Source organism: Dysgonomonas sp. 521 (assembly GCF_010501055.1).
Lineage (GTDB): Bacteria > Bacteroidota > Bacteroidia > Bacteroidales > Dysgonomonadaceae > Dysgonomonas.
Genome location: NZ_QVMO01000034.1, coordinates 84,843 through 92,057, shown reverse-complemented (window position 1 = coordinate 92,057; position 7,215 = coordinate 84,843). Strand labels below are relative to the sequence as shown.

Genomic DNA, 7,215 nt, shown 5'->3' with positions numbered 1-7,215 from the left:
GCAAGCGGCTCGATTTTATACGCTACTACCGGTCAAGTTCATCACATTTGGATTCACTTTATTTCCTACGTGGTCAGACAAATGCAGAACAATATATGGAAACGTTTCGCCATGAATTTGACCAAAACTTTTCTACCAACTGCGATTTCAAAGTAGGAAAGATTCTAGCGAATGATATGCTTTCTGCTTATTTAATGGACGAAATAGAACTACTGAAAGACAATGGGATTAAAATTTTCACTAATGGTTTTCCCGCCACCAAAATAACATGGATGGGAAGTAAGGCGGAATTGCAAGAACAAATTTTCTCATGGGATTGTGCGGGAATATTCGGAAAAGTACCGCAAACACAACTATTCGATTATATCCAAAATGTATTCAACATTCAATTAGACCGTAACCTCTCACGAAGTTTCGATGACCTGAAAATACGGAATACCCCTACACCATTTCTTGATAAACTAAAAAACGCTTTATTGCGGCGTATGGGCAGAAAATAGCCAATACCGATGTCGGTATTTTTAGTAGAACACCCGATTTTGATGCTGATTTAGGTCAAAATCGGGTGTTTTAACGTATAATCCGCATTATACCGACCTTTTCTAACTTTTCTGTCCCTGCTTTTTGACGAATAAATCATTTTTAATTCACTGTTAATAAGCGAATTGGAAAATATTTTCAAGAAATATCATACCGACCTCGTTAGCGACTATTGAGAAACGCCCGAACTTTGCAGCAAATTAATAAGTTACGAATATGAAAGTAATAGTCATAGAATCGGAAGCCTATAAAAGTCTGGTGCGAAAAATCGAGCGTATTTATTCCGAAATGAAAATACAGGCGAAAGAGAATGCCACCCAACAACCCGACCCTTCGGATGTTTGGGTAAACGACCAAGATGCCGCAGCCATGTTGCAGGTAAGCCGACGCACCATGCAGCGATTACGCAGTAGCGGGGATATAACCTATTCAATCAGGGGAAATAAAGCATGGTACACGCTGGCAGAAGTCAAACGTCTGTTATCCGGTCGTGTAGTAAGAAATAATAAAACGGAAGGAGGCAAGCCATGAGCGAGGAAGACGAAGGATTAAGAGGTTTCATGCAGGAATGGTTCGAGCAATTCATGGGACGTTTCGATCGATTGGATAAGTTTATGGATATAATGAGCGGACGGCATAATGTATTGAACGGCGAACGACTTTTGGATAATCAGGACTTGTGCCAACTGTTAAATGTGAGTAAACGAACACTTCAACGTTATCGTTCTGCGGGTGAATTGACCTACATCACTATCCATCACAAGATATTTTACACAGAGAAAAATGTAGAGAAATTCATCCGCGACCATTTCGCCAAAGGCGATAATGACAATGAAACTGAACTTGAATCTAAACCATCCGGTTAGCTTTTCTGATTTATCCATTGTTAAGACCCCGTTCAGTCGTGAGATAGAACGGGGTTTGCAGTTTCTGACAGACACTAAAAAAGGCGGATGCTCCGCCTTGAAAACCGTTTCCGGTTCAGTTATGAATGTCGGAACACGTAACCGCTATCGAACCAGTAGTCGGTCATAAACAAATCGCGGGCGAATTTTTCATAGTCGAAATACGTTTTCGCAAATTCCGGCAGGTCGTAGCATTCTTCAACGACTTCATACGCATAATCTTCTTCATCTTTGTATGCGCCCTGAAAGTCATCCTCGAAAGAGGAAATCAGGTCGTTTATATCTTTAGAACTAAGATCGTAGCTTTCGTGGTTCAGCCAGACCTCGAATGCCTCTTTTTTCGTATCGTCCATATCGTCTATGGCTTCGATAATTTCAAAGATGTTATCGGACAGCCAACTTTCACCTATTAACCCGGAGGGTATATATTCCCAATCCTGAAACATCAGTTCGGGGTCGTGTTCGTCCTTGTGTAACTCGCGGCAAGCCTCGTAAAAATCTTCTTTATCGGAATAATCCGAAAGGTCTAACCACTTACCGAAAATTGAACCTTCATTATACTTAGCGTAAGTTCCTACATAAATCCGTGCTTCTGATATATTTTCCATAACCTTAATTTTTAATCGGCATCTGCCGGGTTGATTTTTTATTCAGGTGCATTTCCGGTGTAGGGATTAGGGCTGTCAAGTATTCATGGACAAAATACAACCTGCAAGCGTGGAGATTTTTCCGGGAACCTGCAAGGCTTGTACTTTACTGCCCGTTAAGATTCCGTAAACACCTTTGCGCCATGATAGAAAATAACCTGCCGGGGCAGTTGCCGTATGTATTAAGGTGAAAAATGAAAGAAGCCGGATTTTTAATACTTACGCTAAGTATAATGAAGGTTCTTATTTAACGATGTGGTTTCCTATCGTAACCGATAAGGAAGATAAAGGGCTTGCCGTTTCATGCAGACGAAAGGGAAACCATAAGTAGTTTATAGATTAGGAATACCCAACTATACGAGAGAAGTGATGTCGATTGCTTTGAAGGATGAACTTTAGATATGGGTATAAAAAAGCATCAAAAACTTTGCTCTGGATGCCGAAAAAACTAAGTTAGAAGAGATTTGACTATAATAATGCCTCAGTGTAGATGTTATGATATAACACATTATATCAACATACCGATGTCATAAGATTCGAAGAAAGAACCCCAATAATAGTTTTCATGGAAATATGCTTCCTTATCTAAGTCGATCATTTTTCGCTCCCATTCATCCAAATACAATCGCTTATTAGAGGGATTTGCTATCTTTTTATTCATAAAATCCACATATAAGAGTATATAGCCGACAAGTTGGCTTAATGATGAGTTTAAATACATTAAACCACCGTCGTCGGGACTATGAACATATATCGATTCATTTTTATTTAGATCAATAATCAGATCACTCTTATTAAACTTGCCAATTATAATGCGATCAGGGAGGAGTGTCAACTCTTTATCGAATATGAAATCATAGTTGATATATTTACTATCAGGCAAACCTGTTTCAAATAAGATTTTTTTGGTATCCTGATCGATCAATTTTTTGACTTCTTCATTCTCCTTCTTTATTATGAATGATACATTTTTCATAACTTGATTCATCAATAATAACTATTTATTCTGTAAAGTTATAAGATTGTTATTAAAAAAAGGCAATAGCCTAATTAATAAAGGCATCCGAAGCCTTGCCCCGGATGCCCACCACTAAAAGATCAATGTTAAACGACTATTCCGAATCGTAAAACAAAGTCTTTCAGTGGCAAAGATACGATTAAGCGAGAACAGTGCAAAATCCATTTTAGCATTGTCGAGCGTGAGTATCTTATAAAAAGATAATGAAGATTTTACTTAGAACGTCGTTTTTTGCTGCCTCCTTTATTTTGCGGGAACTCAAAGACTGTTTTATAGTCTGCATCGAACTTGATTGCCGCCTCGAAAGTGCTTCCTGTTTTGCTGCTTACAAAACCTTTAATAAAGGCAGTCTTGCCGTTCATCAAAAGGTCTGTCTGTTGCCCGTCCGTCAGTTCCTTTTTAGCAATGGAGCGCCATACGGTAAGCCCGCAGGCTTCATTCTGGCACTTGGCGACTTTATTATAGATAACCACATTCCCGCTCTTGCATTTCGGGCAAGGGCATGACTGGCGGTTATCCTGTCGCTCAAAGGTCATATCAAGCAATTCGGACGTTATCTGTGAAGCATAAACCTCTATTGCTTTATGGAATGTAGATGCCTCCATATCGCCCGATGCAATCTTATTCAGGGCTTGTTCCCATTGCCCGGTCATGGCAACATCCGCAATCTTCTTATCCTTTACCGCCAGATAGACCACCAACCCTTTGTTTGTCGGGACAAGGGATTTCTTCTCGCGTACAATATATTCACGAGAGAATAACGTTTCGATAATACTTGCACGGGTAGCAGGTGTTCCGATACCGCAATCCTTCATCGCTTCGCGCTCTTCCTCGTTCTCTACCTCTTTACCTGCGCTCTCCATCGCAGCCAGCAATGAACTCTCCGTGTGAAGCGGGCGAGGTTTGGTTTGCTTCTCCTGAATTTCGCAATCGCGGATAGACAGGCTATCGCCTTCAATGAGGGCGGGTAAAACTGCCGTATCGTCCTCATCGTTTGGCTCGTCCTTAAAGTTAAACACTGACCTCCAACCGGGGACGAGCGTAACGCTGCCTTTGCAGGAGAAGTGTACTCCGCCCGCGTCAAGCGAAACGGTGGTGTTCTCTTTGATGCAACGTTCGCCGAAGGCTTCAAGCATACGCCCGGCAACCATATCGTAGATAAGCTGTTCATCTTTGGATAATCCGGTAGCCGGATTTTCCGTAATAATCAGCGCATGGTGGTCGGTAACTTTCGTATCGTCCACCGAACGGGTATTGAGCGTTGTATCAAACCTGCTGTCAATATACGCACCAAAAAGAGGATGCGAACGAAGCATAGCAATCAGGTGCGGTATTTCCTCCAGTACGTCTTCGGAGATATAGCGGCTGCCTGTTCGTGGGTACGAGATTTTTTTCGCTTCGTATAATGCCTGTGCTATTGTCAGTGTCTTATCAGCCGAAAAACCATGCTTGCTGTTGGCTTCCTTTTGAAGTGTAGTAAGGTCGTAAAGCAAAGGCGGCTCCTGTTTGACCTCTTTACGCTCTACGCCAGTAACCATAACCGCTCCGGCAGCTTTGACCTGTGCCGTTATTTCCTCGGCGATGGTTCGTGTAACGAATTTATCCACCGAAAGAGCGGGAAATGCCACAGCATCTTTCGCCGTATGCAGTTTCAGACGGAAATAGGTTTGCGGTTTGAAATCCTTGTTTTCAAGGTATCGACTGCAAATAATCGCCAGCGTTGGGGTCTGTACCCTGCCGAGCGACCAAACGCCATAACCTGCGGAGATAGAAAGTGCCTGACTTGCATTCAATCCCACTAACCAGTCAGCGGTACTGCGGGCTTTCGCCGAAGCATACAGGTTATCGTAATCACTTCCGGGACGTAGGGTTTGGAAACCGTCTTTGATTGCTCTGTCGGTAAGTGAGCTTATCCACAAACGGCGGAACGGAAGTGAACTGCCTATATACTCAAATATATAGCGGAATATGAGTTCTCCTTCACGTCCGGCATCGGTAGCCACGATAATTTCATCCCCAAGATTGAACAACTCCCGAATAACTTTTAGTTGCTTCATCACGCCGGGATCATTCTTATACTCCTTGCCCTCTTTCACCTGACGGGGCAATAGCTTAAATTCTTTCGGGAGTATCGGCAGGTTCTCACGCTTAAAACCCTCGATGCCATAATGCTCCGGCATGGCAAGCCCGACCAAATGCCCAAAAGCCCATGTAACGGCATACCCGTTACCCTCTATATAGCCATCTTTTTTGTTGTTTGCTCCGACTATGGCTGCTATACTCTTAGCCACAGACGGATTTTCTGCAATTATAATTTTCATTTTAACATTGATTTTTTAGTGGTTGAAATAATGGATTACATCTTGCGCCCCTTACCTTTCTTCGGAGCGGCAGGAGTTTGTTTCTGTTCCTGCTTCTGCTCTTTCTTCTCCGCCTGTTTTTCGGTAGGCTGCGACTGCCCTTTCTTTAGCGGTTCGGTCGAATGCTTGGTTGCTTCGTTGGTCTTGCCCTCGTTATTGACGGCGACCTGCGTTTTGCTCTCGGCAGCGGGTTTGATGTTTTGTGTATTCTGCGCCGCCTGTTTTGCTTCGATAGCCCGTACCTGATCGGGGTGCTTTGTGGTATGGCGAACCTTACCCCTGTTTTCATCAATCCATACCCACGCATTGTACTTCTGCCCTTTCTGGTCGGTCGCTTCCACCTTTTGCGCTCCCGAAGCATCCGCCTGTTGTTTGGGTTTCTGTGATTCCATGTCCTTGACAAAAACAGGCTCTTTGTTGCATAGCTTGTCGAAATCCTCGCGGGATAGCTGTACGCCGCCCTGTTTGGAATAAACCCAAATCTCACCGAGCTTGCGGGCTTTAGGCATTTTCTGTTCCTGACCTTCCGTCTGTCCCTCGCCCTGCTTGGCTCGCCGCTCTTGATTGAACTGCTGGCGTTGCTCATCGCTGAACTTGAAATCAAAGTTTTTACTGGCGGCGTTGTACTGAACGAAGCGGTCAATCTTTGAGGGTTGTTCGCCTTGTTTAACTTTCTTATCCATGCCCTCAATCCAAACGGCTTTACCCTCTTTCAATCCTTGCTGTTGTTCATCGGAAAGCGGGGCATTTTTCAAGGTCTGCGGAATATAAATATCCTTCAACGCCATAGCCTCAAAACGGTTGGTAAGTTTATCAAGGGAGATAAGCGAAGGAACTTTTTCGCCTCCGGCTATGGGTTCGAGATCGAACACACGCCCGCCGTGCCCTGTCTTTTGGAATTGCTCTTTATCCTGCTCGGTAAAGACAACTCCCATGAACGGTTTTTCAAAGTCGGGCTGTTCCTGCTTGGGATGGGTAGCGATTTTGATGCTGCCGTCCGGTTGCTGTTCCAACGATAAGCGGGCTTGCATGGGAAACTCCTGTCCGTCAACGGCGGGTTTAATATCGACCAGACCGGGCGACTTATGACCGTAAACCATTGCTTTGAGGGCATCTTGCAAGCTCTCACCGGAAACGCCTAACTTTTCAACCTCTTTCCAGTTGAGTTTATTCAGGTCTAAAGGTTGGTACTTGCCTGTAAACTCTACCTCTATGCGTATCTTACCGTCAAATTTGACGCGGTACGGGTCGAGTGCCTTGTCTTTGTGGTCGATACGGATAAGTTTGTCGAAGAAAGCCGCGACCTTATCCACCGCCGATGCGGCAACTGCATACACACCCGTGTGCGATGGGTGGCTGAACTGCGCCGAAAACTTCTTGAAGAAATTCTCCAACGCATTGCCGTTGGTGTCAATCTTCATAAACTGGTCGGCGTTCTCTTTCTTGGGATCGACTGTTTTTAGCTTGCCGTCCTGTTCTCCTGCGATGACTTTTAGTTTGCCATCTTCGCCCTGTGTCAGAAAGACTTTAGGCTCTTCATTTTTTACTTTTTTTTCGTCCATAATAAATATGTATTTATTCTGCATTAATAGTAATGCAGAACGAAAGTAAACCTAAGTAATGGATTGAGAGCAAGGATTTAAGACGGTGGATGCTTGTGTCCGGGGTTGTCTATGGATGTTTTGAAAATCGGGGCGTTTTTGCCTTCCGATTTTGCAATCTATGTATAAATTGATGAGAACTGA

The 7,215-nt window shown here is 43.7% G+C and carries 7 protein-coding genes; 3 read left to right on the top strand and 4 right to left on the bottom strand.

Going from position 1 to position 7,215, the window contains the following annotated elements:
• The 3 genes from D0T84_RS11195 to D0T84_RS11185 form a co-directional block, all read left to right on the top strand.
• Positions 1-500, top strand: a 500-nt coding sequence (locus D0T84_RS11195) for an RteC domain-containing protein (protein WP_185155729.1), incomplete at its 5' end; no start/stop codon positions are given.
• A gap of 256 nt (positions 501-756) precedes the next feature.
• Positions 757-1,071, top strand: a complete 315-nt coding sequence (locus D0T84_RS11190) for a helix-turn-helix domain-containing protein (RefSeq protein ID WP_163307952.1) — start codon at positions 757-759, stop codon at positions 1,069-1,071.
• The gene (locus D0T84_RS11185; protein ID WP_163307951.1) at positions 1,068-1,406 is read left to right on the top strand and encodes a helix-turn-helix domain-containing protein; all 339 of its coding nucleotides are present in this window, start codon (positions 1,068-1,070) and stop codon (positions 1,404-1,406) included. Before D0T84_RS11190 ends, D0T84_RS11185 begins: the two co-directional genes overlap by 4 nt.
• 119 nt (positions 1,407-1,525) lie before the next feature.
• Here the strand turns inward: D0T84_RS11185 and D0T84_RS11180 are convergent, their stop codons facing one another.
• From D0T84_RS11180 to D0T84_RS11165, 4 genes are all read right to left on the bottom strand, one after another.
• Positions 1,526-2,053 (bottom strand): antirestriction protein ArdA, encoded by a 528-nt coding sequence (locus D0T84_RS11180; RefSeq protein ID WP_163307950.1) that lies wholly within the window; start codon positions 2,051-2,053, stop codon positions 1,526-1,528.
• A 547-nt stretch (positions 2,054-2,600) separates the two neighbouring features.
• Entirely contained in the window at positions 2,601-3,080 is a 480-nt protein-coding gene (locus tag D0T84_RS11175; RefSeq protein WP_163307949.1) for a hypothetical protein, read from the bottom strand.
• 242 nt (positions 3,081-3,322) lie between these two features.
• Positions 3,323-5,431, bottom strand: coding sequence for a type IA DNA topoisomerase (locus D0T84_RS11170; RefSeq protein ID WP_163307948.1), 2,109 nt, complete (start codon positions 5,429-5,431; stop codon positions 3,323-3,325).
• Between the two features lie 35 nt (positions 5,432-5,466).
• Positions 5,467-7,032 (bottom strand): DUF3945 domain-containing protein, encoded by a 1,566-nt coding sequence (locus D0T84_RS11165; protein ID WP_163307947.1) that lies wholly within the window; start codon positions 7,030-7,032, stop codon positions 5,467-5,469.
• Positions 7,033-7,215 lie beyond the last annotated feature (183 nt).